The organism is Sphingobium sp. KCTC 72723 (assembly GCF_014280435.1).
Taxonomy (GTDB): domain Bacteria; phylum Pseudomonadota; class Alphaproteobacteria; order Sphingomonadales; family Sphingomonadaceae; genus Sphingobium.
In genome coordinates this window covers 4,318,321-4,340,592 of sequence record NZ_CP060388.1, presented here as the reverse complement: position 1 = coordinate 4,340,592, position 22,272 = coordinate 4,318,321, and the positions used below count along the sequence as shown (strand labels likewise).

The following is a 22,272-nucleotide window of genomic DNA, read 5'->3' as shown; positions in this document are numbered from 1 at the left end:
GCTGGCGCTGGCCGGAAGCGAGGGTTTGAAGCGCATGGGATGGTTGGCATGTAATTGCCGCTGGCGACAATTACCCGTTGCCTCAGCAAGGGTGCTCCCGAGCGCGAAGCCAGCGACAATTATGATGGCCGGTCCGGGGCGCCATTGGGCGGGTCGTAATCGCCGGCGTTGATGCGGGCGACGGCGGAACGCTTGCGGTAGCTTTCGCCGTTCATCTCGATGATGGTCGAGTGGTGCACGAGGCGGTCGATCGCGGCGACAGTCATGGCGGGATCAGGGAAGACGTTGTCCCATGCCGAAAATGGCTGGTTGGCGGTAATGGCGAGCGAGTGGCGTTCGTAGCGGTGGGCGATGAGCTCGAACAAGGCGCTGGTCTCGACCTGGTCCTTGCGGACGTAGGACAGATCGTCGAGCACGATGAGATCGAACTTGTCGAGCTTGTCGAGCATGGCGGGCAGGCTGAGGTCGCGGCGCGCGGACTGGAGCTTCTGGACCATGTCGGTGGTGGAGCAGAACAGGACGCGCCGCCCCGTGTCGATGAGGGCATGGCCAATGGCGGCAACTGCGTGCGTCTTGCCGGTCCCGCTCTGGCCGAACAGCAGCAGGTTGCCGCCGTTCTCGATCCAGTCGTCACCGGCGGCGAGGGACAAGAGGTGCGGTTTGCGGATGCCGGGGGCGGCGTCGAAATCGAAGGTGGCGAAGGTCTTGCCTGCGGGCAAGCCGGACTGGTCGCGATGGCGCTGGATGCGCCGGGAGGAGCGATCAGCCATCTCGATCTCGAGAAGCGAGGCCAGCAGGTTGGCGGCCGGCCAGCCATCGCGATCGGCGGTGTCGGTGAGGCGCTTCCAGTTGCGGTTGATGCTCGGCAGGCGCAAGGCCTTCAGCAGGGTAGGCAGTACGGCGGCGGCCTGATCCTTGGTGCGGGTCATCAGTGCACCTCCCCGCTGGCGATCAGGCTGTTGTAGCTGTGCAGATCGGGTGGCGGGATAGCGACATCGCGCTGCGATCTTGCGGTTGGCAGGAACTCGTCCCTGAGCGCATCGACATCGGGCAAGCGCCCGCTGTCGAGAGCCTCATCGATCCGCCGGGCCAGCACGTCGACACAGTCGCCCCTGGCGGCGATATCGAGCAGCGCGACGGCATCGCGGCAGGCCTGCCGTCCATCGAGTTGGGCATCGAAGGCTTGCCAGGCCCGCCGGTAGGCGTGATCGGGGAAGAGGGCTTCGCGGTAGACGAGGTTGCGCAGTGCACCGGGCTTGCGGCGCAGGTTACCGATCATGTGCCGGAAATCGATGCTATGCCCCCGGTGGGGATGACTGATCCGCACACGCGGCGTGGACATTACCCTGTCCGGGCCGAGGAAGAGCTCGATGCGATCGTCAAAGAGATGCGCGTTGAGGCGCCGTCCGACGAGGCGGGAAGGCACCGAATAGGTAACCCGATCGATGGCGACGGTGCCGTTGCGGGTGACATCGACGGTGACCATGGCGAAATCGGTGGTTCGCCTTGCGGGCAGCGCCTTGAGTACCCTGCGTTCTGCATCGATGCGCGCAGCATGCCGCCGGTTCTGTCTGGCGACCTGCGCCTCAACGAACTCGCGCCAGGCCTCGATGCTGACGAAATCGCGGCTGCCCCGCCGGCGTAAGGCCTGATCGAGCCGTCGCTTGAGATGGGCATGGGGACCTTCGATCGATCCGTTCTCGTGCGCCTCGCCGCGGTTGTTGCGGGTAGCAAGCATGCGGTAATGACGACACAGCTCGTCATAGCTTCGGGTGAAATCCCGCTGCGCATCGGCGTCGAGGTTTTTGTAGGCGGCTGACAGGGAATCGCTGCGGTGTTCGGCCGGCGCACCGCCCAGCTTCCACAACGCATCCTGCAGGTGCTCCGAAAGGGCGGCAAAGCTCTCCCCGCCCAGCACGACAGCCGCATGCTCCCAGCCACTCGCCGCCAAGCGGAAGTGGTAGAGGCGATAGGCCAGGGTCTCGCCGGCAACAGTGACCTTGAGACTGTCGCATACCGTGAAATCCGACAGGCCCTGCCGACCGGGCTCATGATGCTGCGGGAAGAAGATCTCCTTCTCGCCGCCGTGCAGTGCCCGCCAGCGGGCGATCCGGCGTTCCAGTGTTCGTCGTATCGCATCGGGAACAGCATCCTCGCCGAACTCGTCCTGGAGCGTCTCGAAGACCGTGACGGCAATGATACCGTCGATCTGGAGCAACTCCTCTATACGTGGCCAGAATGGCTCGAGCGGATCGGCGCGGGTGCGCCAGTGGCGCTCCTTCTTCTTCTGGGACGGAAGCTGCGGATCGTTCTCGATCCGGCGTGCGCTGCGTTCGCTGATACCGGCCTTGGCAGCCGCGACGGCCTGGGTGTGTTGGCGACGATGGGTCATGAAGAGAAATACCTGCTGATCGGAAATGTGGTGGCCCGGCATCGCAAACCCATCGCTCGTTGTTCGATGAGTGTTCCGATACCACCGCCCGCCACAGCCCCGATCTGCCCCCCGAAAGAAGGGGAAAAAGATCGCCACCGGTTGTCTGGTCCGCTCTCCGGTCGGGGCTGCGCCCCTCCCTACGATCAGACCAGACAACCGATCCTACCGGCCATCATAGTCGCCGCTCAACCGGCCATCGTAGTTGTCGCCGCGCACCTTTCTTTCGATGTATGGCTGACAGCTCTTCAAACTTGCGTGGTCGGCGCGACCTCTTTCCCGATCGCCCATAGGAATGCGGCCATTTCGCGTGCGATAGCGGTGACAGCGACGGTCTTGAGTTTGCCGGCCATAATCAACTTACGATAGCGGGCGCACAGTCTGATCTGCGCCTTCCATGCGATTTCGCGTGCTGATCTTGGCAGGCCATCCAGGCGCGCTTGGATGGCCGGGCTTACCCGCGCGGGGAAGCGATAGGTCCATGCGCCCTCAATCAGCACGCGGCGCGCGCGGCTATTGCCGGCTTTGGTGATGCCACCGCGCTTCACCCGTTCGCCCGTCGAGCTTTCGGTCGGCACAAGGCCCAGATATGCCATGAGCTGCGGCGCTGTCTCAAAGCGTCGCACATCGCCGATTTCCACTACAAAGGTGACGGCCGAAATGAAGGCGATGCCGCGCATGGCCTGATAGGCGTCGACCACCGGCGCCATGGACCAGGTGGCGGCTGTCTCAGCAACCTGCTTAGTCAGCCGTTCCAACCGGACGCCGGCATCTTCTATGGCCTGAATGTATTCGGCCAAGACGATGTGAAGAGCCGGATGGGTAAAGCTCTGCGCTGCCAGCCACCGACTATGTGCCCGCGTCCACGGTGTACGGCCGGTGTAAATCCGGCCATGGCGTAACAGAAATGCCTGCAGGTGCTGGCGGGTCTTCTTCAGCGCGTCATTGGCACTTTCGCGTGCACGCACCAGGTCGCGAACCGCTTCATGTGCTTCATCGGGAACCCAAACCGCAGTCAGCTCCCCCGCGCGATGAAGGCGGGCCAGGCTTATGGCATCGCGCCGATTGGTCTTCACACGGTCGCCTGGGCACTTGGGCACGAGCGAGGGGGCTACCACTTGACAGTCGTGCCCCAGCTCAATGAGCTGGCGATGGAGGTCGTATCCGGTCGGGCCAGCCTCATAGCAGAAATGCAGCTTGGCACCGTGCTTTGCCAACTTTGCTACCATCGACGCCACACAAGATGGTTCAGATGAGATGTCGCCGTAAAATCGGACCTCGCCATTCCGTACGCTTTCCGCCACCGCAACCGAGATCTTCAGTTTCGATGTATCGAGTCCGATGAAGAGTTCGCTATAATCTTCCATGGTCCGCCCTCGCTTAAGCATGGGGATAGGCGCCGGCCCTTCCGGCGTGACCCCCGATCCTTGCTTACCACGAGGGTGGGCCAACTCCGCCGAGCGAACATACGGTCTGTAGCGGCCGGTCAGTTTCGCGGGTGGTCACCGGCGAACTTCGGATAAGTTTGGGTTGCGAAGCTCAACTTACGGAGACCTCCGATGACCAATGACAAGATGGACCTGCACGCTCTGGTTGGGAAGACAGCCGACGGCGATTTTCTACGCGACATGATCGGCTTTGCCGCGCAGCGGCTGATGGAACTGGAAGTGGGCGGTGCGACCGGCGCTGCCTATGGTGAGAAAGATCCTGAGCGCCTCGCGCAGCGCAACGGCTATCGGGATCGGGACTGGGAGACGCGAGCAGGGACGGTCGAGCTGCGGATCCCCAAGCTGCGCAAGGGAACATATTTTCCAGGGTTTCTGGAGCCCCGCCGTATGGCAGAGAAGGCACTGACGGCCGTCATCCAGGAAGCTTATATCCAGGGGATCTCGACCCGCTCTGTGGACGATCTGGTCAAAGCCATGGGCATGAGTGGGATCTCAAAGAGCCAGGTCAGCCGACTGTGCGTGGAGATCGACGAGCGGGTGAAGGCCTTTCTCGATCGTCCGATCGAAGGCGACTGGCCCTATCTCTGGATGGACGCGACCTACATCAAAGTGCGGCGAGCCGGTCGCATCGTCTCTGTCGCGGTCATCATTGCCGTTGGCGTTAACAGCGATGGCCGGCGCGAAGTGCTCGGCATGGCGATCGGTCATTCCGAAGCGGAGGTCTTCTGGACCGAGTTTCTACGCAGCCTTGCTCGTCGCGGTCTGCGCGGCGTGAAGCTGGTGATCTCAGATTCCCATGAAGGCATAAAAGCCTCCGTCGCCAAAGTGTTCAGCGCCACCTGGCAGCGATGCCGGGTTCATTTTATGCGCAATGCGCTGGCCCATGCCGGCAAGAGTGGACGCCGGGTCGTGTCGGCATTCATCGCCACCGCTTTCGCCCAGGAAACTCCAGAGGCCGCAAAGGCCCAATGGCGTAGCGTCGCCGATCAATTGCGCCCTACCGTGCCAAAACTCGCTACTCTGATGGACAGCGCCGAGGAGGATGTGCTGGCCTACATGACCTTCCCAGCCCAACACCGCACGAAGTTGCACAGCAACAATCCGATCGAGCGGCTCAATGGCGAGATCAAGCGGCGCACCGATGTTGTCGGTATCTTCCCCAACGAAGAGGCGATTACCCGTCTCGTCGGCGCTATCCTTCTGGAACAGAACGACGAATGGGCCGTCCAACGCTGCCGCTACATGACACTTGAGAGCGTCTCAGGTTTAAGCGATAATCCCATCATCACGTTGCCTGCCATGGCAGCATGATCAATCCGGCTTAGCCGGAGGTCGCTGTGGCTATCCCGGCGAACCTACACCACGCTGTGGGACACGATCTTTTCCTTACCAGCGGCCGAAAAAAAGGCAGAAAATGCATTGCCTTGATCGCTGGATAAACGGCATGATTTCAACGGCATTTAGCGTGATCGACGCGGTCCGAACGAACGATTTGCGGGTTCTGGCGGGGCCGCGAGCAGCCGGAAAAATGAAAATATATCAATTTGCGTCCCATCTTCAGAGGCGATGTCGCAGGCGCGGAGGTTCGATTCCTGCCACCTCCAAAATGAACAAGCCGATTGCCTGATTTCAACTGGCGGGCTTTATCTTTGGCAGCCGCGCGCGGAACCTCTATGGCGGCGCCAGACGGTCGGGGAGCCTGTGATGACGCCATCTTGCGAGACGATTGCCGGTCAACGCCTGCTGTTCATCATGGCAGTGGAGGCCGAATATGGCCCGCATTTGCGCGCGCGCTTTGCCCCACTGATGACGGGCGTCGGCCCGATCGAAGCGGCACTGGTGACCGGCATCGCTTTGCAGGACATGGCACGCGCCGATGCCTTGCCGGACCTGGTCGTCTGCCTGGGATCGGCCGGATCGCGCCTCTGCCCGCTGGGCGAGATATTTCAGATTGGCAGCGTGTCTTGGCGCGACATGGATGCGTCCCGGCTGGGTTTTACCAAGGGCGTCACCCCTTTTGTCGATCATCCGGTCGATGTGCCGTTGGTGACTCCGCTCGCCTTGCCGACGGCGCGGCTATCAACGGGCGCGAACATCGTGGGCGGCGAGGATTATGCCGCGATCGACGCCGATATGGTGGATATGGAGACGTTCGCCGTGGCCCGCGCCTGCGCGCGGTTTAACGTGCCGATAATGGGGTTGCGCGGCGTATCGGATGGACCGGGCGAGCTGGAACATATCCATGGCTGGATGGAATTGCTGGGCCTGCTGGACGAACGGCTTGCAACGGCAGTGGATTTGTTGCCGGATGCGTTGGCCCGCTAACTGGCCCGGTTTGGTGCGAACGCCGTCGCGGATGCGATTCGCTTCGCTTATTCCCCCTCGAACGCCATGATCGCCTGCGCCGCGATACCATCCGCCGTCAGCGCCGCCATGCCGCCAAGGTCGGGCAGGTCGATCGCAAACAGGGCCATCAGCACGCTTGCCCCCTGTTCGCGCAACAGTTGCGCGGCGGCGATCGCCGTGCCGCCTGTGGCGATCAGATCATCGACCAGCAAAATGCGCGCGCCATGCGGCACTTGCCCTTCATGCAGTTCCAGTCGGTCGGTGCCATATTCAAGGACATAGTCGATGCCGACCGTCTTGCCGGGCAACTTGCCCGCCTTGCGCACCGGAACGAAGCCCTTGCCCAGTGCCAAGGCCAGCGCCGCGCCCAGGATGAAGCCGCGCGCCTCGATCCCCACGATCAGGTCCGGGTCGAGCGGCCGGGCGATGGCTGCCATGCGATCGACCAGTTCGGCCAGTCCCGCGCCGTCGGCCAGCAATGTCGTGATGTCGCGGAACTGGATGCCTGGCTTGGGGAAGTCAGGGATGGTGCGGACCAGTGCGGTCAGCGCGTCGATGCTCATGCCGTCTCCATAACGAAAAGGGGCGCGGTTCCCATTTGAAACCGCGCCCCGTTCATATCCGTGTCCGTTCGGACCCTTGCCGTCAGGCGGCCTTTTTCTTGTCCGCCCAGATATTCTGGTAGGACATATAGGCCAGACCCGTGGCGATCAGCAGGAAGATCAGCGTCGCCAGACCCGCACGGCGGCGGTTTTCCAGCTTGGGTTCGGCGGTCCATGTCAGGAACGCCGAAACATCCTGCGCCATCTGATCGACGGTCGGCTTGGTGCCGTCGCCATAGGTGACCTGACCTTCCGCCGACAGCGGGGGTGCCATCGCCAGGTTCAGGTTGGCGAAATAGGGGTTGTAATGCAGGCCTTCGGGCGTCTTGGCATCAGGAAATTCCTTCAGTAATTCGGCCGGTTGTGCCTGATAGCCGGTCAGCAGCGAATAGACATAGGCGCTGCCATGATGGCGAGCCTTGGTCATTAGCGACAAATCTGGCGGGATCGCATTATTGTTCGCCGCCGCCGCCGCGACATTGTTCGCGAAGGGCTTGGGGAAATAATCCGACGGCACAGGCTCGCGCGTGGAAGCTTCGCCCGTGGCCGGATCGACCGACGGGGTCTTGATCGCCCATTGCTTGGCGATCGCCTTCACTTCGGCTTCGTTATAGCCCAGCGCTTCGAGGTCGCGGAACGCCACGAACTTGAGGCTGTGGCAGGCCGAGCAGACTTCCTTGAAAACCTGGAAGCCGCGCTGGAGCTGCGCCCGGTCATAATGGCCAAGCGGTCCGTCGAAGGAATAGGACACATGCTTGGGTGCCTCGTGGAACTCATGTTCCACGGTGGGCACTGGCGGTTCGGAGACATAAGCCACCGCACCGATCAGGAAGGAAATGAACAGCCAGCCTGCAAAGAAGAGGCCGACGAGGAATGCGCCAATGCGAACCATGGTCTTATCTACCCCTTATTCGGCCGGGACCGCGACGGGTTCGCCGTCGGTCTTGCCATATTTTGCCAGCACGGCCTCGGTGATCGAGCCGGGCAGCGGCAGCGGCTTTTCAAAGCGCGAGATCAAAGGAAGGATGATCAGGAAGTGGGCGAAATAATAGGCCGCCGCAACCTGGCTCATCATGACATAGGGTTCTTCCGCCGGCGCGCCGCCCAACCAGCCCAGGATCAGCACGTCGATGACGAGAATCCAGAAGAACTTGTTGAAGGTCGGCCGATATTTGCCCGACCGCACCGGCGAGGTGTCGAGCCAGGGCAGGAAGAACAGCAGCAGGATCGACGCGAACATCGCCAGCACGCCCAGCAGCTTGGCAGGGACGAAGAAGAAGTCCACCGTGAAGGCGCGCAGGATCGCGTAGAAGGGCCAGAAATACCATTCCGGCACGATGTGCGCAGGGGTCGAGAGCGGGTTCGCTTCGATATAGTTGTCCGGGTGGCCCAGGAAGTTGGGTGCGAAGAACAGCAATGTGCAGAAGGCGATCAGGAAGATACCCGCGCCGAAGCCATCCTTGGCGGTGTAATAGGGATGGAAAGGCACAGTGTCCTGCGGCCCCTTCACTTCCACGCCGGTCGGGTTCGAGGAACCCGGAATATGCAGCGCCCAGATGTGCAGGATGATGACACCAGCAATCACGAAGGGCAGCAGGAAGTGGAGCGAGAAGAAGCGGTTGAGCGAGGCGTTGCCAGGAGCAAAACCGCCCAGCAGCCAGGTCTGGATCGGTTCACCCACGACCGGGATCGCGCCGAACAGGCCGGTAATCACCTTCGCCCCCCAATAGGACATCTGACCCCAGGGCAGCACGTAGCCCATGAAGGCAGTCGCCATCATCAGCAGGAAGATGACGAGGCCCAGCAGCCAGACCATTTCGCGCGGCGCCTTGTAGGAACCGAAATAGAGGCCACGGAAGATGTGGAGATAGACGACGATGAAGAAGAAGCTGGCACCATTGGCGTGCGCATAGCGCATCAGCCAGCCTGCGTTCACGTCGCGCATCGTCTGTTCGACGGTGCTGAACGCGACCAGATCATTGGCACCATAGTGCATCGCCATGATCACGCCGGTGACGATCTGGATCATAAGAGCCAGCCCGGCCAGCACGCCGAAGTTCCAGAAATAGTTGAGGTTGCGCGGCACGGGATAGCCCGCGCCCACAGCGTTATAGGCGAGACGCGGAAGCGGCAGCTTCTCGTCGATCCACACCATCACCGGATTTTTCGGCGTATATTGCTCAGCCCAGGGAAAGCTCATGGTTTCTTACCTCAGCCTACGAGAATGGCGGTGTCGGAAGTGAAGCTGAACTTCGGCACTTCCAGGTTCTTGGGCGCGGGGCCTTTGCGGATGCGCGCGGCGGTGTCGTAGGACGAACCATGGCATGGGCAGAAATAGCCGCCATATTCACCCTTATTCTCACCTTCGCCCGCGCCCAGCGGCACGCAGCCCAGATGGGTGCAGACACCCATCGTCACCAGCCACTGTGTCTTGCCGTCGACGGTGCGTTCCGCCAGCGTCTGCGGATCGCGCAGCGTGGACGGGTCGACCTTGTCGGCTTCGGCGATTTCCTTGGGCGTCAGCTGCCGCACGAACAGCGGCTGACTGCGGAAAGTCGTCTTGATGGCCTGCCCCGGCTGAATCGCCGAAAGATCGACTTCCGTCGATGCAAGCGCCAGCACGTCGGCGCTGGGGTTCATCTGGTCGATCAGCGGCAGGACGACGGCGATGCCGCCGACTCCTGCAAAACTCACTGCGGCGATGTTGATGAAATCGCGACGACGCACCCCATCTTCGCCGGATAGACCCGTGCTGTCTGTATGTTCAACGATCGCCATGCACCTCAACCCTTGCAAGAACGTCCCTGATCCCGCCGCAATGCCGTAATCGGCCCTGTTTATCGGGGAAATTCGGGATGCCATACATAATGGCCCCCGCCTTCCCCCCGGCGTGGTTCGCGGGCCTGATAACCGGATAGCGCGGTCTTTGCCAACAGCAAAGTCACACACCCTATGACAATTTGCCGCACTGCATTATGAGCCGCCCCATGCGCATCGCCCTTTACCAACCAGAGATTGCAGGCAATGTCGGCGCAATATTGCGTCTGGCCGCCTGTTTTGCCGTCCCGGTGGACATCATCATGCCGACCGGATTTGCCTTTTCCGACGCGCGATTGAAGCGGGCCGCCATGGATTATGGCGCATCAGCCGATGTGGTGCGCCACGCCAATTTCGCGGCGTTCGACGCCGAACGGCGCGCGCAGGGCCGCCGCCTGCTGTTGATGAGCAGCCATGCGTCGCAACGTTTGCCCGATGTCGCCTTTCGCACCGACGATGTCTTGCTGATGGGGTCCGAAAGCGCGGGCGTGCCGGACGATGTGCGCGATCTGGCCGATATTCGCGTGCGGATTCCCATGGCTGCGGGCTTTCGATCCTTGAACATCGCCGTTTCCACGGGCATCGCCGTCGCCGAAGCCCTGCGCCAGACCGGAAGTTTCCCGCAATGATCCCGACCAATCCCGTTCCCACCATCCCCTTTCCCCTCGATTCCCGTCAGACCGCCGCGCGCGGCTGGTTCGAATCGCTGCGCAATCGCATCTGCGCCGAGTTCGAGGCGATCGAGCGCGAAGCAGGCAGCGATGCGCGCTTCGATTATGTCGCATGGGACCGCGAAGCCGAGGGCCAGGCACCGGGCGAAGGCGGTGGTGGCGTGCGCGGCGTGATGAAGGGCAAGATTTTCGAGAAGGTCGGCGTCAATATTTCGACCGTCGGCGGCGATCTTGCCCCCGGATTCGCGCAGAGCATTCATGGCGCGGCGGAAAATCCGGCTTTCTTCGCCACCGGCATCAGCCTGGTCGCGCATATGGCCAACCCGCATGTTCCGGCCGTCCATATGAACACGCGCTATCTGGTCACGACCAAAAGCTGGTTCGGCGGCGGCGCGGACCTGAACCCGCCCTTGCCGCGCGCAGAAGATACCGCGCATTTCCACGATGTGTTCAAGGCCGCGTGCGACGCGCATGACCCGGACTATTATCCCCGGTTCAGCAAATGGGCCGACGATTATTTCTTCATCCCGCACCGGGGCGTGCATCGCGGCGTGGGCGGCATTTTCTACGACCATCTGGAATGTGCCGACGACGCCGCGTTCGACGCCAATTTCGCGCTGACCCGTGCGGTGGGCGATGCTTTCCTCGAGGCTTTTCCGCCGATAGTGCGGCGGCGGATGGACGAAGCATGGAACCAGGCGGATTATCAGACGATGCTGGAATGGCGCGGTCGCTATGCCGAATTCAATCTGGTGCATGATCGGGGGACGCTGTTCGGCCTCAAGACCGGCGGCAATATCGACGCCATCCTGATGAGCCTGCCGCCGATGGCAAGCTGGAGCTGAGATCATGGCACTGATCGCGGTCGAACCGGGCATGGTGGCGGCGATCGTCACCCATCTGGAAATGCGCGACAAGCCCCGCCCTGCGCCGATTCCGCCCGCATCGTTGCGGCTGGCCCGGTGGCAGGCCGCAAAGCCCGACATTTATCGCGCGCTGTTCCGCCGGGTCGGCGAACCATGGCTGTGGTTTTCGCGGCTGGTCATGTCCGACGAATCGCTCACTGCGATCATCCATGATCCGGCTGTCGAAGTTTACGCCGTCACCGATCCGCGCGGGATAGAGGTGGGGCTGCTGGAACTGGATTTCCGCAAGATGCCCGATTGCGAGATCGGCTTTTTCGGGCTGGTGCCGCAATTGAACGGCAAGGGGATGGGCCGGTGGCTGATGGCGCAGGCCAAGTCGCTGGCCTGGCGTAAGGGGGTGGAGCGCGTCTGGGTCCACACCTGCACGCTCGACAGCCCGGCGGCGCTGGGATTTTACATCAAGTCCGGCTTCGTGGCCGTGGCGCGTGAAGTCGAAACCTTCGCCGACCCCCGCATCGCCGGGATCTTGCCCCGCGATTGCGCGCCCCATGTGCCGTTGCTGGATCAGCCAGCCGACGCCTGACGATAGATCCGGGCGATCATCACCAGCATATAGACCTGGATGATGCTCGACACCGCAGCACCCGCGATGCCGCCCGCCAACCGCGCGGCGTCCGGCCCGCCGATCACGCTGCCCAAAAGGCCAAAGATCGTCTGCGCCGCTGCTCCCACGATGGCCGACAACAGGGTGATGACGATCAGGAAAGCCAGCAATCGCCAGAAATGACCGCGCGTCAGCGCCCATGCCTGACGCAACGACGCGACGACACCCGCCGTCCCGTCTATCACCACAGGGTTGAGCAAGATCAGCCGGACGCTGGCGAAAAATACCAGTATCGCCGCCAAAAACCCCAGCATCAGCCCCAGTCCCGCAGCAGCGACAGGTGATGCCGCCGAAACGACCAACATGACGATGATCGCCACCGTGGCGACCGCCATGACACCTGCTACGACGATCAATGCCGTACCGATCAGCACTGGCAGGCGGCCAAAGCTCAATCGCAAGGCTTCACCCACGCTGATGCCGGGCCGCAGCGCCAGCGCGAACAGGGTAAGCGATCCGAACCAGATCAATATGATCGTGATCAACATGGCCAGGGCAATGCCCGGCGGCATGGTGGGAATGACCTTGGGATCGGGCGCGGCAAACCATGCGGCCAGTTCCGGTGGCGTCATTTCCCCAAGGATGAGGCCAGGCAATGCCACGAACAGCAGCGCAACGGGCAGCAGCAGCGTCGCTTCGCGCGCGACGAAAGCCACAGCCTCCTCCCAAGCCTTGCCGATGGAGATCGTCGCCATATCTGTTAATGCCTGCCCATATAGTCGCGTAAAAATATCGGGGAGACTTGATCGCTCGTCCGCCCCAAGTCAAGGAATCGCCATGACGCAATTGCCCGCCAATGCCGACGCCATCGAATGGCGAATCGATGCAGCGCCGGTCGCCTATCCTGACGCACTGGCCGACATGGAAGCGCGCGCGGCCGCAATCCATGCAGGGCAGGCGCGCGAACGGGTCTGGCTGATCGAACATCCCCCGCTCTATACGGCCGGGACCAGCGCCGATCCGGCCGAGCTGCTCGACCCGCGTTTCCCGGTGCATGATGCCGGGCGTGGCGGGCGCTACACCTATCATGGGCCGGGGCAGCGGATCGGCTATCTCAACATCGACCTAGGCGAAAGGGGCAAGGATGTCCGCAATTTCGTCCATCATCTGGAAGGCTGGATGATCGCGGCGCTGGGCGACATGGGTGTCCCCGCGCGCCGGGCGGAAGGGCGGATCGGCATCTGGACCGACGACCCCAACGGGCGCGAAGCCAAAATCGGCGCGCTGGGCATCCGGGTGCGGCGCTGGGTGACGCTGCACGGTTTTGCCATCAACGTCGATCCCGACCTGTCGCATTTTACCGGCATCGTGCCGTGCGGGATCAGCGACTATCCCGTCACCAGCATCGCGGCATTGGGCGGCAACGCTTCCATGCCTGCGCTGGACAATGCGCTGCGGGCGCATTTCCCCGCATTTCTCCGTGGCTTGAGCCGTTGCGGCACGGGGGTTGAGCAATGCTGAACGGATCGTTAGGGTCACGCCCTTCGTCGGCACGCAACGCCGCGCCATGACCGCTCAAGCCACGGAGAACCGGATGCCCCGGAACGCAAAGACTGTCCTGATCGCAGCGCTGCTGAGCGGATGCGCCGCGCTGGCGGGCTGCGGCGGCAGTGACAAGGGCAGCAACAGCGTGCAGATGAAGGACATGGAAGTCGTCGATGGCACCGCCAGCGACGCCATGACCGATCTGGACGGGGTGCAGAGCGAAGGCACGGCAGTCACCCTGCCCGGCAACAACGCCGCCGACAATGCCAGTGCGCCTGCCGACAAGCCGGCAGCGAACAGGGGCGAGGATGCGGAAATATTGTCGGACCAATAATAGCAGCCGGAGCGTTCAGGGACGATAAAGCCGACAGACCCCACGGGCGTCACGGTGAATATAGCGATGCGCCCGGACGGTGCATCATTTCGGAAGAGGGTATAGTTGATGACATTCCGTTTCCCGGCGCGCCGCACGATTGCGGTTCTGGCGCTGGTCGCTGCACCGATGATCGCGCAGCCCGCCGCTGCGCAATTTTTCTGGTCGCCGCCGGACCTGTCTGCCCCCCCGCTCACCGATGATGCCGCTGCCACCGCTCTGGGCCTGCCCGGTGCCAATGCCGCCGAAGTCAAGGCGGGGCTGGTGTGGAACCTGCGCGCTGCGCTGAACGTGTCGGCGCTGCAATGCCAGTTCGAACCGACCGTGCTGGCGATCAGCAATTACAATGCGATGATCGCCCATCATGATGCTGAGCTGGATGCGGCGCAGGGCGTGCTGCTGGACTATTTCATGCGCACCGTGGGCAAGGGAAAGCCGGGCCAGGCCGCGTCCGACCGTTATGGCACGCGCATCTATTCGGGCTATTCGACGGTGCAGGCGCAAAAGGGATTTTGCCAGGCGACAGCGGTGGTGGGCCGTAACGCCATCTTTGCCGATCGCGGCACGCTGCACGAAGTCGCGCGCAATGGCCTGGGTTCGATCAAGAAGTCGCTCGTGCTGGCGGGCGAGCAATATTATGGCACGCCGGGCTATGACTATAGCGTCGCCCTGCCCTCGCTTGATGCCCAATGCTGGAAGAAGGGCGTCATGCTGCCTGCCTGCCAGCAGCAATGGAATGAGCGGGCCGGGATCAAGCCCTGATCGCGCCTATCGCAGGCCCAGATATTTATGGGCCTGCACCGTCAGCCGCCAGCGCGGCCGGTCCATGACCAGCGCGATGGCGGCGCGGGCATTGTCGACCGCATGGGGATCGTCGAGCGGCTGGAGCAAGTGATGGGCAAAGGACCATTGCTCCATCGCCGCGACATCGACGACGCTGTGGCCACCGCCCGGCTGGGGCCATACCAGTTTGAGTTCGTCGCCTGACCGCTGCACCACGTCGCTGCCCGCCTTGGGACTGATGCAGACCCAGTCGATGCCGGGATGCGCGGGCAAGGTGCCATTGCTTTCGATCGCGATCGTAAAGCCCCGCATATGCAGCGCATCGACCAGGCCATCGTCCACCTGCAACATCGGTTCGCCGCCGGTCAGGACGATATAGCGGCCGTCCGCCCGTTCTCCCCAAAAACCCAGCGCCGCGTCGGCCAATGTATCAGCATCCGCGAATTTGCCGCCACCATCGCCATCGGTGCCGACGAAATCGGTGTCGCAAAAGCGGCAGACGGCGCTGGCGCGATCCTGCTCCCGCCCGCTCCACAAATTGCACCCGGCAAAGCGCAGGAACACCGCGCGCCGCCCGGCCTGCACCCCCTCGCCCTGTAGGGTCAGGAACATTTCCTTTACCGCATAACTCATGGGTTACGCCTTTCAGGGATGAACGGCATAGACGGTCGGGTCGGGCAGGCCCGCTTCCTCGAACCCCCTGGACCGCAAGCGGCAGCTGTCGCACAGGCCGCAATGCTTGCCATCGGGCGTCGGGTCATAGCAGGACCAGCTGATCCCCAGGTCCAGCCCCAGACGGTCGGCTTCGCGCACGATGTCCGCCTTGCTCATATGTTGCAACGGGGCGTTGATGTGGATCGGCCGTCCTTCGACCCCTGCTTTGGTCGCCAGCATCGCCATCTGCTGAAAAGCGTCGATAAATTCGGGGCGACAGTCGGGATAGCCGGAATAATCGAGGGCGTTGACGCCGATGAAGATGTCGCTGGCGCCCGCGACTTCGGCCAGGCCCAGCGTCAGCGACAGGAAGATGGTGTTGCGGGCCGGCACATAGGTGACCGGGATTTCCGTCCCCACGCCGCTCTTTGGCACGGCAATGTCGGCGGTCAGCGCCGATCCGCCGAACGCCGTCAGGTCCAGCGGCAGGACGATGTGGCGCATCGCGTTCAACGCCTGCGCAACCCGCGCGGCAGCGCGCAATTCGACGCGATGTCGCTGGTTATAGTCGATCGACAGCGCAAGGAGGCGATAGCCCGCTTCCCGCGCCAGCCCGCCTGCAACCATAGAGTCCAGTCCGCCGGACAGCAGGACGACAGCGAATTTTCCGTTATTGGCAACCATGGCCCCGCGCTACCGCCCGCGACGCATCGGCGCAAGCATCGCGCGACCGGATGCGATGGCGATCGCGATGCTTTTAATGGCAGGAACCAATGCGCCGCCCTTCCGCAACAAAGGCGAAAGGCGCGCCCTGGGCCACGCCTTGCGAGCTGATCTGCACCAGCCGCGTCGTTTCCACGCGCAATTCGGTGCGGCCATTGCCCGCCGCCGCGCAATCATAAGTGACGGTCGCAGCCTGCGCCGCGTCGCTGATGACGAAGCTGCGGCACAAGGCGCGGCCATGGCGGACCTGGAGCAATTGACGCAGGTCCGTGACGCACAGCTTTTGCGTTTCCGCGCCCTCACCCCGGCCACGCAATTCCCATTCACCCGTTTCCAGCGTGCGCAGCGCGGCCATGGGTGGGGGTGCGATGGCCGCACCGGCCCAACCCGCCGTCATCATTGCCGCCGCGACGCAGAGCGCCCGCAGTTTCATGGTCATCATGATAGCCTTGTCCCGCCATGGGTGCCGGTCGGTTCACCGCGCGCCTGATATGTGGCGATGCCGTCCAATTACGGCATTTTGATAGCGCGAACCGACCGCCCTGCCCAAATTACAAATGTCGTTAGCGTAACGAGGGATTTCAATGGGTGACGAAACTGTCCAGCGCGATTGGGAAAACACGCGAACAAAAAGCGCAATCGACACCGATAACGCCATCATCGTCGGCCATATGCGCGCGTTCGTCCGCCGGGAAACGGCCAATCACGTCGCGGATATGGTCCAGATCGCATCGGCACCCCTTGGCCAGCGGCGTGGGCTGCGTCACGCGCACTTCGGGTTCCTCATGGAACAGGCGCCAGACGATATCGGCCAGCGGCAACGCATCGTCGGTCAGTTCATCCTTCCCCAGCGTGACCGCCAGTGCCTGAACATGTTCCCATTCGGCATGATCGTGGCGGACGTGCAGGCGTTCGCGCCCCACTTCCCCTTCGGGCAGATGCTGAAGCAACATGCCGCCCGCGAGACAGCCCTGCCCCCGTTCATGCCGGGTCGTGATGGTGATGACGCTGGGGATCTGTTCGGACTGGAAGAAATAATGTTCCGCCGCCGCCGCCAGCGATTCGCCCTCCAGCGGGACGATGCCCTGATAGCGCTCGCCGGTTACCGACTGGTCGAAGGTGATGGCCAGATAGCCCTTGCCGAACAGCCCGAACAAGGTCGGGTCCGGGCCGAGTTCTGCCAGACGGTCGGCATCGAACTGAACATAGCCGCGCAGGTCGCCATTCTTATAGTCGGCCACCAGCAGCTTGACGACGCCATTTTCGGTCTGCGCCTGCAACGTCAACTGGCCATCGGCCTGTTTGAGCGTGCTGCCCAGCAATGCCGCCAGCACCAGCGCCGACGCCAGCAGCCGTTCGATCGGCGGCGGATAGGCGTGGGCGGCCAGCACCGCATCCAGCACCGGACCCAGCCGCACGATGCGCCCGCGCGCGTGGCGCGACGGGATGGTAAAGCCGATGGCCTGGTCAGTGGGAGCGGGGTTCAATCGAAAATCCTTCTGTTCCGTCCGGTCAGGACAGCGATCATGCGAAGGCGCCGATATAGGGCGGGCCTACAGCTTTCCAAGCGCCCAGAGCAGCACCGACTTCTGGCCATGGATGCGGTTTTCCGCCTCATCCCAGATCAGCGACTGCGGGCCGTCGATCACCGCTTCCACCACTTCTTCGCCGCGATGGGCGGGCAGGCAATGAAGGAACCGGGCATCCGCCTTTGCCCCGGCCATCAGTGCAGGCGTCACCTGATAAGGCATCATCGCTGCCAGTTTTTCTTCCGCATGGGACTGACCCATCGAAATCCAGGTGTCGGTAACGACTACATCCGCGCCCGCCACAGCCGCCACGGGATCGCGCGTGAGCGTGATGCGCGAACCCAGCGCCTGCGCCGCCGCCGCAAAGGCCGGATCGGGATCATAGCCTTCCGGCACGGCGATGCGGACGTCGAATTTCAGCAGGCCCGCCGCCTCAATGATCGAATGGAGGACGTTATTGCCATCGCCCAGCCACGCCCACTGGCTGCCGGGCAATGCCAGCCCATGTTCCACCACGGTCAGCAGGTCTGCGACGATCTGGCACGGATGCGACAGGTCGGTCAGGCCGTTGATGACCGGGACCGTGGCATAATGGGCCATTTCCTCGATCTTGGCATGGTCGTCGGTGCGGATCATGATGGCGTCGCACATGCGGCTCAGCACGCGGGCCGTGTCCGCCACTGTCTCGCCCCGGCCCAACTGGCTGGTCGCGCCATCCAGGATGAGCGAGGTGCCGCCCAGCTGGCGAATCGCCATGTCGAACGACACGCGAGTGCGGGTCGAATTCTTCTCGAAGATCATCGCCAGCGTATGGCCCGCCAGCGGCGCGTCAGCGTCGACGCGCCCCTTGGGCCAGCTGGCCCGTGCAGCCTTGCGGTCGATGGCGTCGGCGATCATCGCGGCGATCGCGTTGCCGCCTGCGTCGGACAGGTTCAGGAAATGTCTGGTCATTGGTAACAACCCCTAATCCGTTCGGCCCTTCGCCAAGCTCAGGAGAGCGAAGTCGAAGCCCTCACCTGAACGAAGTGAAGGCACCTCGCTTCGCTCGGCGATACCCTTCGACTTCGCTCAGGGCGAACGGAGTTTGATATCAGGCCGCCTGGGCCTCCGCATAGCTGCGCGCGCCGGCGGACAGCTTTTCGATACATTCGGCGATATGGCTTTCGTCAATCACCAGCGGCGGCAGGATGCGCACGACATTCTGCCCCGCCGACACCGTCAGCAGGCCATGATTGTCGCGCAGATGCGCCACGAAGCTGCGTGCCTCAACGCTGTCATTGAGCTTGACGCCCAGCATCAGCCCCATGCCACGCACGTCCTGAAACAGGCCGTCATGATTGGGGATCAACTGTTCCAGCGCCGCGCGCAGACGCGCGCCGATCGCGTTGACATGCTCCATGAAGCCTTCGGACATGACTTCTTCCAGCACCGCCAGACCCGCCGCCATCGCCAGTGGATTGCCGCCATAGGTGGTGCCATGGGTGCCGAAAACCATACCCTTGGCCGCTTCTTCGGTGGCAAGGCACGCGCCCAGCGGGAAGCCTGCGCCAATCCCCTTGGCCACCGACATGATGTCGGGTGTGATGCCATAATGTTCATGCGCGAAGAAAGCGCCGGTGCGGGCATAGCCGCACTGGACTTCGTCGAGGATGAGCAGCAGGCCATGTTCGTCGCACGCCTGGCGCAGGCCGGTCAGAAATTCGTGCGTGGCGGGCGTGACGCCACCTTCGCCCTGGATCGGTTCCAGCAGGAAACCGGCAGTGTTATCGTCAATCTGCGCCAGCGCGGCGTCCAGATCGTTGAACGGCACCACGGCAAAGCCGGGCAGCAGCGGTTCGAACCCGTCGCGCATCTTGGGCTGGCTGGTGGCCGAAATCGTCCCCAGCGTCCGCCCGTGAAAGGCGTTGTCGAAGCTGATGATCTTGTGCCGGTGCGGTTCCCCATTGGCATAGTGATAGCGGCGCGCGGTCTTGATCGCGCACTCCACCGCTTCCGCGCCCGAATTGGTGAAGAACACCGTGTCGGCAAAGGTCGTGTCGACCAGCTTCTGCGCGAACTTCTCGCCCAGCGGCATCCCGTAAAGGTTCGAGACGTGCATCAGCGTTGCAGCCTGATCGGCAATGGCCTTGACCAGCTTAGGATGGCCATGGCCGAGCAGGTTCACCGCGATGCCGCTGGCAAAGTCCAGATAGCGCTCGCCGCGCTCGCCGATCAGATGGCAGCCTTCGCCTCGGACCGGACGAACATCGCACCGGGGGTAAACGGGCATGAGCGGCGTAATCGACATGAGCCTTCCCTTTCTGGGCTTGATGCGCGTCCTTGCACGAAGGACGTGGAGTAGAACGCAAAAAGGCGGCCCCCGCCGGGCCGCCCTTTGCGAGCATCGCCTATACAGAGGCCATGTTGGGGGTGCAACCCCGCAACATGGGCCAGTCAAGGCTGGGTGGACCTATCCGATCTGGTTCCAGGCGTCGGCGATCTCCGCCACCAGCAGGCGGGCCTGATCGACAGGCTCTGCCGACCGTTCCTTGGCCCCGACGAGCAGCAGGCGGCGTGCTTCGCGGTAGATTTGGGCGAGGCCGACCGAAATGTCGCCGCCCTTGTCGAAATCCAGGCTCGATTCGAGCGCGAACAGGATGGACATGGCCCGCGCCTGCTTGTCGGACACTTTCATCCGGTCGCCATTGCGTTCGGCCAGTGCCGCTGCGTCCATTGCGATCAGCAATTCGTCGAACAGGATGCGGACCAGCGCGTGCGGGGTTGCCCCTTCGGTCCGGCTGCCCGAATGGACCGCCGCATAGCGCCGTGCCGCCGTGTTGCCTGCATAACCCTGATTATAAAACATCGTCCTGGCGTCCCCGGTATGGAAGTCTGTTTTCGTGCGGTTTCCGGTTGGAAACCGATTTTAGCTATCGCTGTTGTTCCAGATCTCGATCTGCTGTTCGAGATAGCTTTGTGTCGCCTTGAGCGCGGTAAGCCGCGTTTCCATCTTGGAATAGACGGTCGTGAGCTGCGCTTCGTAATTGGTCATCTGTGTGTCGAGCTTTTCGAGCTGTTCGGTCAGCTTTTCGGCCAGATCCTTATATTTGCTGGTCGCGATAGCGAGCGAACCGTCCTTCTGCTGAATCTTGTCGCGCACCGCATCCATCATGCCCGCCAGCCCCGGATTGGTGGTCGACGATACCGCAGGGTTCAGCATCTGCACCACTGCCGACGGATCGGCAGCGATCGCCTTGTCCAATATATCCGTGTCCAGTTTCAGCGTGCCGTCGCGGTTGGTTGCGATACCCAGGTCCGACAACGTCTTGTAACTGCCGGTCGCCGTCAGCGACGTGGACGTCATCGTCGCCAGTTGCCGGCGCATGTCGCGGATCGACGCTTCACCGTTCAGCACGCCCGATGACGTGGAATCCGCGCCGGTCGCCGTCGCGGTGTTCAGCCCCTTCATCAGCGTATTATAGGCCTCGACAAATTCGACCATCAGGTCGCGCATCGTCGTGGTCGGTTCGCTCGTGGCCAGCGTGACGGTGGTGCCGGGCGCTGCCTTGTTCAGGTCGATACGCAGGTTGGCGATGGCGGTATCGACGGTGTTGCTGGCATAATGTTGTTCCACCCCGTCGATCTTGATGATCGCATTTTGCGGGGCGGCCATCGACACCATGGTCGCGCTGTCCGTTCCGGCCCAGGCGAAATCCGCCAGATCGTCGCCACTGACCGATGTCAGCGAAAAATCATTGGCCGCGCCGGTCGCGCCCTTCATCACCAGCCGCGTCCCCTGCGTATCGGTGACGACCGATGCCGTGACGCCCAGGCCCGCGCCGTTGATGGCCGCGGCAAGGCCGGTATAGCTGTTGTTGGCAGAACCAATGGTGATGGTCGCGCTCTGGCCACCGACGGTCAGGGTCAATTCGCCCTCGCCCACCACCGTTGCGGCCGTCGCACCCGATACCGGGGTCGATGCAAGCGTGCGGGCGGTGGCAAGCTGGCGCACTTCAAGCTGCGCGGGCAAGCCCTTTGGCACGCCGCCGGGCAGCAGGCTGACATTTGCGATGCTGGGATCGTTGGATGCCGGTGTCCCCGCATAGCCGGTGCCGGACAGCAGGCTGGACAACGCATCGGCAAAGGTGTCGAGCGAACTGGAGGCCGAAGCCAGCGCGGAAATGCGCGCCGTCGTCAGGCTCTGGCGATTGGTGATCACCTGTTCCTTGGGATCGCGCACGGCGGCAACCAGGCTGGTGACGAGCGATCCGGTGTCGATACCGGACCCGATGCCGAGCGCTGTTGTAATGCTGCTGCTGACCGATGGCATATCGACGTCCTTTCACAAGAGAGAACGGCGGTAGGGGCAAGACCTTTAGGAATGATTTTTGCGACGCCGTTTTTAAGCGTCAGGGACCAGTCAGTTGGCGGAAGCCAGCACCTGGTCCACCGTGCCACGGCGCAATTGTGCCTGCGCGGCGTGCGCATATGCTGCCTGCTCCACCATACGCCGGGCAATGACGGCGGCATGTTCGACCGCTTCCTTGCTGGCGGGGGGCAGGGGAACCAGGATGATCGGCACCGGCATCAGCGATTGAATCGCATCCGCCGCCGCATCGACGCCGGGCGCTGTAGCCCCGGCCGATCGCAGGTCAGCCAATATGTCGGCAATCTCGACATGCACCTTGGCATATTCGGCCGCGCTGGCGACGTCATCGTCTATCGCTGCGCCATCGCGCCGGAATGCGGTGGCATATGTGTCGGACGTCTGCCGATCGGCGCTCTGCCGACTGGCGGATACAGGTTGAACGGCCGGCACGGGCGATGCCGCACGCGGGGCGGTCCGTTCGACCGGCGATAGTTCGCTGCGTGAAACATAGTCGTTCATGACGCACCATCAT

The 22,272-nt window shown here is 62.8% G+C and carries 25 protein-coding genes; 8 read left to right on the top strand and 17 right to left on the bottom strand.

The window, feature by feature from the left end:
- Nucleotides 1-119: 119 nt before the first annotated feature.
- From istB to SPBM01_RS21160, 3 genes are all read right to left on the bottom strand, one after another.
- Complete coding sequence (gene istB / locus SPBM01_RS21170; protein ID WP_007686496.1) at nt 120-929, bottom strand: IS21-like element helper ATPase IstB; 810 nt, start codon at nt 927-929, stop codon at nt 120-122.
- Nucleotides 929-2,392 carry an IS21 family transposase gene (istA, locus tag SPBM01_RS21165; protein ID WP_188062689.1) on the bottom strand — a complete coding sequence of 488 codons (1,464 nt, stop codon included), beginning with the start codon at nt 2,390-2,392 and terminating at the stop codon, nt 929-931. Before istA ends, istB begins: the two co-directional genes overlap by 1 nt.
- Nucleotides 2,393-2,679: 287 nt before the next feature.
- The gene (locus SPBM01_RS21160; protein WP_188063401.1) at nt 2,680-3,798 is read right to left on the bottom strand and encodes an IS110 family transposase; all 1,119 of its coding nucleotides are present in this window, start codon (nt 3,796-3,798) and stop codon (nt 2,680-2,682) included.
- 192 nt (nt 3,799-3,990) lie between these two features.
- On the opposite strand from SPBM01_RS21160, the gene SPBM01_RS21155 reads away from it, so the two are divergent.
- Nucleotides 3,991-5,190 carry an IS256 family transposase gene (locus SPBM01_RS21155; RefSeq protein ID WP_145206734.1) on the top strand — a complete coding sequence of 400 codons (1,200 nt, stop codon included), beginning with the start codon at nt 3,991-3,993 and terminating at the stop codon, nt 5,188-5,190.
- Nucleotides 5,191-5,583: 393 nt separating this feature from the next.
- On the top strand, nt 5,584-6,204 hold the full coding sequence (locus SPBM01_RS21150; RefSeq protein ID WP_188063400.1) for a 5'-methylthioadenosine/S-adenosylhomocysteine nucleosidase: 621 nt from the start codon (nt 5,584-5,586) through the stop codon (nt 6,202-6,204).
- Nucleotides 6,205-6,251: 47 nt separating this feature from the next.
- Here SPBM01_RS21150 and SPBM01_RS21145 read toward each other — a convergent pair whose 3' ends face one another.
- The 4 genes from SPBM01_RS21145 to petA form a co-directional block, all read right to left on the bottom strand.
- The gene (locus SPBM01_RS21145; protein WP_188063399.1) at nt 6,252-6,788 is read right to left on the bottom strand and encodes an adenine phosphoribosyltransferase; all 537 of its coding nucleotides are present in this window, start codon (nt 6,786-6,788) and stop codon (nt 6,252-6,254) included.
- Between the two features lie 82 nt (nt 6,789-6,870).
- Nucleotides 6,871-7,719: a cytochrome c1 gene (locus tag SPBM01_RS21140; RefSeq protein WP_188063398.1), complete on the bottom strand. Its 849-nt coding sequence runs from the start codon at nt 7,717-7,719 to the stop codon at nt 6,871-6,873.
- 15 nt (nt 7,720-7,734) lie between these two features.
- Nucleotides 7,735-9,027 (bottom strand): cytochrome b, encoded by a 1,293-nt coding sequence (locus SPBM01_RS21135; protein WP_188063397.1) that lies wholly within the window; start codon nt 9,025-9,027, stop codon nt 7,735-7,737.
- An 11-nt stretch (nt 9,028-9,038) separates the two neighbouring features.
- Nucleotides 9,039-9,605, bottom strand: coding sequence for a ubiquinol-cytochrome c reductase iron-sulfur subunit (gene petA / locus SPBM01_RS21130; protein WP_188063396.1), 567 nt, complete (start codon nt 9,603-9,605; stop codon nt 9,039-9,041).
- A gap of 197 nt (nt 9,606-9,802) precedes the next feature.
- Between petA and SPBM01_RS21125 the strand changes: the two genes are divergently transcribed.
- From SPBM01_RS21125 to SPBM01_RS21115, 3 genes are read left to right on the top strand one after another with little or no spacing between them, the layout of a single operon-like run.
- The gene (locus SPBM01_RS21125; protein ID WP_188063395.1) at nt 9,803-10,273 is read left to right on the top strand and encodes a tRNA (cytidine(34)-2'-O)-methyltransferase; all 471 of its coding nucleotides are present in this window, start codon (nt 9,803-9,805) and stop codon (nt 10,271-10,273) included.
- Complete coding sequence (gene hemF / locus SPBM01_RS21120) at nt 10,270-11,160, top strand: oxygen-dependent coproporphyrinogen oxidase (RefSeq protein ID WP_188063394.1); 891 nt, start codon at nt 10,270-10,272, stop codon at nt 11,158-11,160. The genes SPBM01_RS21125 and hemF overlap by 4 nt, the downstream gene beginning before the upstream one ends.
- A gap of 4 nt (nt 11,161-11,164) precedes the next feature.
- On the top strand, nt 11,165-11,764 hold the full coding sequence (locus tag SPBM01_RS21115) for a GNAT family N-acetyltransferase (RefSeq protein ID WP_188063393.1): 600 nt from the start codon (nt 11,165-11,167) through the stop codon (nt 11,762-11,764).
- Here SPBM01_RS21115 and SPBM01_RS21110 read toward each other — a convergent pair.
- The gene (locus SPBM01_RS21110) at nt 11,746-12,540 is read right to left on the bottom strand and encodes a hypothetical protein (RefSeq protein WP_188063392.1); all 795 of its coding nucleotides are present in this window, start codon (nt 12,538-12,540) and stop codon (nt 11,746-11,748) included. The two genes, SPBM01_RS21115 and SPBM01_RS21110, sit on opposite strands and share 19 nt — an antisense overlap.
- 82 nt (nt 12,541-12,622) lie before the next feature.
- On the opposite strand from SPBM01_RS21110, the gene lipB reads away from it, so the two are divergent.
- The 3 genes from lipB to SPBM01_RS21095 all read left to right on the top strand — a co-directional run bounded on the left by lipB (nt 12,623) and on the right by SPBM01_RS21095 (nt 14,465).
- Nucleotides 12,623-13,306, top strand: a complete 684-nt coding sequence (lipB, locus tag SPBM01_RS21105) for a lipoyl(octanoyl) transferase LipB (protein ID WP_188063391.1) — start codon at nt 12,623-12,625, stop codon at nt 13,304-13,306.
- 73 nt (nt 13,307-13,379) lie between these two features.
- The gene (locus tag SPBM01_RS21100) at nt 13,380-13,664 is read left to right on the top strand and encodes a hypothetical protein (RefSeq protein WP_188063390.1); all 285 of its coding nucleotides are present in this window, start codon (nt 13,380-13,382) and stop codon (nt 13,662-13,664) included.
- Nucleotides 13,665-13,772: 108 nt separating this feature from the next.
- On the top strand, nt 13,773-14,465 hold the full coding sequence (locus tag SPBM01_RS21095) for a hypothetical protein (RefSeq protein WP_188063389.1): 693 nt from the start codon (nt 13,773-13,775) through the stop codon (nt 14,463-14,465).
- 6 nt (nt 14,466-14,471) lie between these two features.
- Here the strand turns inward: SPBM01_RS21095 and queE are convergent, their stop codons facing one another.
- The 9 genes from queE to SPBM01_RS21050 all read right to left on the bottom strand — a co-directional run bounded on the left by queE (nt 14,472) and on the right by SPBM01_RS21050 (nt 22,259).
- Entirely contained in the window at nt 14,472-15,119 is a 648-nt protein-coding gene (gene queE, locus SPBM01_RS21090) for a 7-carboxy-7-deazaguanine synthase (protein WP_188063388.1), read from the bottom strand.
- A gap of 12 nt (nt 15,120-15,131) precedes the next feature.
- The gene (gene queC, locus SPBM01_RS21085) at nt 15,132-15,824 is read right to left on the bottom strand and encodes a 7-cyano-7-deazaguanine synthase QueC (protein WP_188063387.1); all 693 of its coding nucleotides are present in this window, start codon (nt 15,822-15,824) and stop codon (nt 15,132-15,134) included.
- Between the two features lie 73 nt (nt 15,825-15,897).
- Entirely contained in the window at nt 15,898-16,305 is a 408-nt protein-coding gene (locus tag SPBM01_RS21080; RefSeq protein WP_188063386.1) for a DUF3617 domain-containing protein, read from the bottom strand.
- Between the two features lie 139 nt (nt 16,306-16,444).
- Nucleotides 16,445-17,350: an Hsp33 family molecular chaperone HslO gene (locus SPBM01_RS21075; protein WP_188063385.1), complete on the bottom strand. Its 906-nt coding sequence runs from the start codon at nt 17,348-17,350 to the stop codon at nt 16,445-16,447.
- 66 nt (nt 17,351-17,416) lie between these two features.
- Nucleotides 17,417-18,343: an ornithine carbamoyltransferase gene (gene argF / locus SPBM01_RS21070; protein ID WP_188063384.1), complete on the bottom strand. Its 927-nt coding sequence runs from the start codon at nt 18,341-18,343 to the stop codon at nt 17,417-17,419.
- Nucleotides 18,344-18,482: 139 nt separating this feature from the next.
- On the bottom strand, nt 18,483-19,679 hold the full coding sequence (locus tag SPBM01_RS21065) for an aspartate aminotransferase family protein (protein WP_188063383.1): 1,197 nt from the start codon (nt 19,677-19,679) through the stop codon (nt 18,483-18,485).
- Nucleotides 19,680-19,841: 162 nt separating this feature from the next.
- A complete protein-coding gene (fliS, locus tag SPBM01_RS21060; protein WP_188063382.1) occupies nt 19,842-20,237 on the bottom strand; it encodes a flagellar export chaperone FliS in 396 nt (131 codons plus the stop codon).
- A 60-nt stretch (nt 20,238-20,297) separates the two neighbouring features.
- On the bottom strand, nt 20,298-21,701 hold the full coding sequence (gene fliD, locus SPBM01_RS21055) for a flagellar filament capping protein FliD (RefSeq protein ID WP_188063381.1): 1,404 nt from the start codon (nt 21,699-21,701) through the stop codon (nt 20,298-20,300).
- A gap of 90 nt (nt 21,702-21,791) precedes the next feature.
- Nucleotides 21,792-22,259: a hypothetical protein gene (locus SPBM01_RS21050; protein ID WP_188063380.1), complete on the bottom strand. Its 468-nt coding sequence runs from the start codon at nt 22,257-22,259 to the stop codon at nt 21,792-21,794.
- Between the last annotated feature and the right edge of the window lie 13 nt (nt 22,260-22,272).

Coding starts and splice junctions, on each gene's coding strand:
- SPBM01_RS21115 (WP_188063393.1), top strand. CDS start 11,165: ATGGCACTGATCGCGGTCGAACCGGGCATGGTGGCGGCGATCGTCACC.
- SPBM01_RS21050 (WP_188063380.1), bottom strand. CDS start 22,259: ATGAACGACTATGTTTCACGCAGCGAACTATCGCCGGTCGAACGGACC.
- SPBM01_RS21065 (WP_188063383.1), bottom strand. CDS start 19,679: ATGTCGATTACGCCGCTCATGCCCGTTTACCCCCGGTGCGATGTTCGT.
- queC (WP_188063387.1), bottom strand. CDS start 15,824: ATGGTTGCCAATAACGGAAAATTCGCTGTCGTCCTGCTGTCCGGCGGA.
- SPBM01_RS21145 (WP_188063399.1), bottom strand. CDS start 6,788: ATGAGCATCGACGCGCTGACCGCACTGGTCCGCACCATCCCTGACTTC.
- SPBM01_RS21155 (WP_145206734.1), top strand. CDS start 3,991: ATGACCAATGACAAGATGGACCTGCACGCTCTGGTTGGGAAGACAGCC.
- SPBM01_RS21110 (WP_188063392.1), bottom strand. CDS start 12,540: ATGGCGACGATCTCCATCGGCAAGGCTTGGGAGGAGGCTGTGGCTTTC.
- SPBM01_RS21160 (WP_188063401.1), bottom strand. CDS start 3,798: ATGGAAGATTATAGCGAACTCTTCATCGGACTCGATACATCGAAACTG.
- SPBM01_RS21100 (WP_188063390.1), top strand. CDS start 13,380: ATGCCCCGGAACGCAAAGACTGTCCTGATCGCAGCGCTGCTGAGCGGA.
- queE (WP_188063388.1), bottom strand. CDS start 15,119: ATGAGTTATGCGGTAAAGGAAATGTTCCTGACCCTACAGGGCGAGGGG.
- SPBM01_RS21095 (WP_188063389.1), top strand. CDS start 13,773: ATGACATTCCGTTTCCCGGCGCGCCGCACGATTGCGGTTCTGGCGCTG.
- fliD (WP_188063381.1), bottom strand. CDS start 21,701: ATGCCATCGGTCAGCAGCAGCATTACAACAGCGCTCGGCATCGGGTCC.
- SPBM01_RS21080 (WP_188063386.1), bottom strand. CDS start 16,305: ATGATGACCATGAAACTGCGGGCGCTCTGCGTCGCGGCGGCAATGATG.
- SPBM01_RS21135 (WP_188063397.1), bottom strand. CDS start 9,027: ATGAGCTTTCCCTGGGCTGAGCAATATACGCCGAAAAATCCGGTGATG.
- petA (WP_188063396.1), bottom strand. CDS start 9,605: ATGGCGATCGTTGAACATACAGACAGCACGGGTCTATCCGGCGAAGAT.
- argF (WP_188063384.1), bottom strand. CDS start 18,343: ATGACCAGACATTTCCTGAACCTGTCCGACGCAGGCGGCAACGCGATC.
- fliS (WP_188063382.1), bottom strand. CDS start 20,237: ATGTTTTATAATCAGGGTTATGCAGGCAACACGGCGGCACGGCGCTAT.
- SPBM01_RS21140 (WP_188063398.1), bottom strand. CDS start 7,719: ATGGTTCGCATTGGCGCATTCCTCGTCGGCCTCTTCTTTGCAGGCTGG.
- hemF (WP_188063394.1), top strand. CDS start 10,270: ATGATCCCGACCAATCCCGTTCCCACCATCCCCTTTCCCCTCGATTCC.
- SPBM01_RS21125 (WP_188063395.1), top strand. CDS start 9,803: ATGAGCCGCCCCATGCGCATCGCCCTTTACCAACCAGAGATTGCAGGC.
- lipB (WP_188063391.1), top strand. CDS start 12,623: ATGACGCAATTGCCCGCCAATGCCGACGCCATCGAATGGCGAATCGAT.
- istB (WP_007686496.1), bottom strand. CDS start 929: ATGACCCGCACCAAGGATCAGGCCGCCGCCGTACTGCCTACCCTGCTG.
- SPBM01_RS21150 (WP_188063400.1), top strand. CDS start 5,584: ATGACGCCATCTTGCGAGACGATTGCCGGTCAACGCCTGCTGTTCATC.
- istA (WP_188062689.1), bottom strand. CDS start 2,392: ATGACCCATCGTCGCCAACACACCCAGGCCGTCGCGGCTGCCAAGGCC.